Source organism: Streptomyces phytophilus (assembly GCF_013870535.1).
GTDB classification, from domain to species: domain Bacteria; phylum Actinomycetota; class Actinomycetes; order Streptomycetales; family Streptomycetaceae; genus Streptomyces; species Streptomyces phytophilus.
The window spans coordinates 1-2146 of the sequence record NZ_JACBXC010001059.1; the positions used below are offsets into that span (position 1 = coordinate 1).

General features: G+C 72.3%; 2 protein-coding genes and 1 pseudogene. All 3 read right to left on the bottom strand.

Annotated elements, in window-relative coordinates; translation table 11 throughout:
• Nucleotides 1-291 (bottom strand): anti-sigma factor family protein (locus H5J30_RS28995; RefSeq protein WP_181790241.1); only part of this gene is annotated, 291 nt, incomplete at its 3' end.
• Nucleotides 288-1088, bottom strand: a complete 801-nt coding sequence (sigE, locus tag H5J30_RS29000; protein ID WP_181790242.1) for an RNA polymerase sigma factor SigE — start codon at nt 1086-1088, stop codon at nt 288-290. The genes H5J30_RS28995 and sigE, both read right to left, overlap by 4 nt.
• Nucleotides 1089-1361: 273 nt before the next feature.
• Nucleotides 1362-2036, bottom strand: a pseudogene (locus tag H5J30_RS29005) (MFS transporter); the annotation flags it as partial.
• Nucleotides 2037-2146 lie beyond the last annotated feature (110 nt).

A 2146-nucleotide genomic window follows, 5' to 3' on the forward strand; every position in this document is an offset into this window, starting at 1 on the left:
GCCGCCGGGCGGGCCCGCGAAGGGGGACCGGCGGGCGGCGTCGTCGAGGTCGACTCCCGGCAGGTTCTCCAGCCGGGCCAGCAGGCCGTCGGAGGGCGCCGGCGGGGCGGCGGCGGAGAACACGCTCTTGAGCCGGCGCTGCTCGTCGGCCTCCGCCTTGCACCGCGGACACGTCGCCAGATGGGCCAGCACGCGATCCCGCGAGTCGTGGGGCAGCTCCCCGTCGACCAGCGCCGCCAGCGCCTCGCCCAGGTGCTGCTCGGCGGGCGACAGCCCGCCCACGCTGCTCACAGCGTTCCGCCCTCCTCGTCCGAGCTGTAGGCGCCCTGCCCCGCCCCGGCGAGCGAGCGCTGCTCGGCCCTCGCCTCCGGGGAGCGGTGCTTGAGCGCCTTGCGCAGGTGGGAACGGCCGCGGTGGATCCGGCTGCGGACCGTGCCCAGCTTGACGCCCAGGGTGGCGGCGATCTCCTCGTACGACAGGCCCTCGATGTCGCACAGCACCACCGCTGCCCGGAACTCGGGCGCGAGGGTGTCCAGCGCCTGCTGGACGTCGGCGTCGAAGTGCGTGTCGTTGAAGTGCTGCTGCGGCGACGGCTCACGGCTCGGCAGCCGCTCGGCGGCGTCGTCCCCGAGCGCGTCGAACCGGATGCGCTGCTTGCGCCGCACCTGGTCGAGGAAGAGATTCGTGGTGATGCGGTGCAGCCAGCCCTCGAACGTCCCCGGGGTGTACGTCGACAGCGACCGGAAGACGCGGATGAAGACCTCTTGCGTGAGGTCCTCGGCGTCGTGCCGGTTCCCGGTGAGGCGATAGGCGAGACGGTAGACGCGACCGCTGTGGGTGCTGACGATCTCCTCCCACGAAGGCGGAGTCCACCCCTTGGACGACGCGTCGTCGGCCGGGAACGCGGAGAATCCGGCAACGGTCACGGTGTCGGTGGCGTGGCTGCGGTCGTCAGCATTGTCGGTCACGGATTTCGGCTCATCCGGTGCCCGGGACCCGCGGCGGAATCGCCTCGGGGCGCCCCGTTGGCCGGACGCGGCCGCACCTCCCCTGGTGGCTCTGGTGGTGTCCAGTAGGCCCCCTACCATATCCACCTCGCCCGTTAGCTCCGGATAAGCTCTTCCGACCGGAATTTTCCCGCATTCAGCGGAACCATCCCCGCCGGCATCCTTACCTCGTCCGTATCACTTCCGTCTCCCCCAACGCACGGTCCGGCCAGCAGGTTCCCAGGGGCAGCGGATACAGTCACGCTTGCGACGGATGCAGGTGCAGGTGCCAACGGGGAACAGGAGAAGGCGATTACCGGCAACCGGCTGGCGAGCTGGTCGTTCGCGGAGGCGTACGGCACGGACGGTGCCGCGGACGCCGACGAAGAAGAAGGCGCCGAGGATCACCAGCAGCCCCGGCGCGCGCAGCGCCCCCAGCCAGTGCGGCTCGCGCGGCTCGGAGCGCCACCGGCGGGCCGGTGGCGAGAGGACGACCCACAGGGCGCCGAGCACGCCCAGGGCGTTGAGGACGAGCAGCGCGGCGGCCTCGGAGGCGGTGGCGACCAGCAGGGTGACGATCAGCGGCGCGACGGCGAACATCACCTCCTGCGCGACGGCGTCCAGCGCGTACGCCCCGTGCACCCGGTCCTCGCGCTTGAGGACGCTGGGCCACAGCGCCCGCAATGCGCCCTCCAGCGGCGGCGTGAAGAGCCCGGCGACCAGGACGGCGGCGCAGGCCAGCGGCAGCGGATCGATGCCCACGACGGCGAACAGGGCCATGCCGGCGGCGGACAGCAGGGCGCTGGGGAGCAGCACGCGCGGCTGGCCGCGCAGGTCGACGGCGCGGCCGAGCAGCGGCTGCCCGACCGCGGTGGCCAGGCCGTAGCCGCCGGAGAGGATGCCGCCGAGGGTGTACGAGCCGCCCTCGGCCCGGACGAACAGCACGATGGCGAACGCGGCGGTGGCGTTGGGCAGCCGCCCGACGAGCGTTCCGGCGAGCAGCCGGCCGACGTGTCTGACGCGCAGCAACTCGGCGTATCCGCGCAGCACTGGCCCTCCCGAGACGCTGAAGTGTTACGTATAACGTCGTAGGTTATACGTAACACGGACGAGGGTCGACCCCGTACGCGGGAACGGGACGAGGAGGCACCATGCGGGGC

What these genes read in the sequence shown, in the direction of transcription:
- sigE (WP_181790242.1), bottom strand. Translation starts at nt 1,088, where the DNA reads ATGGTAGGGGGCCTACTGGACACCACCAGAGCCACCAGGGGAGGTGCG.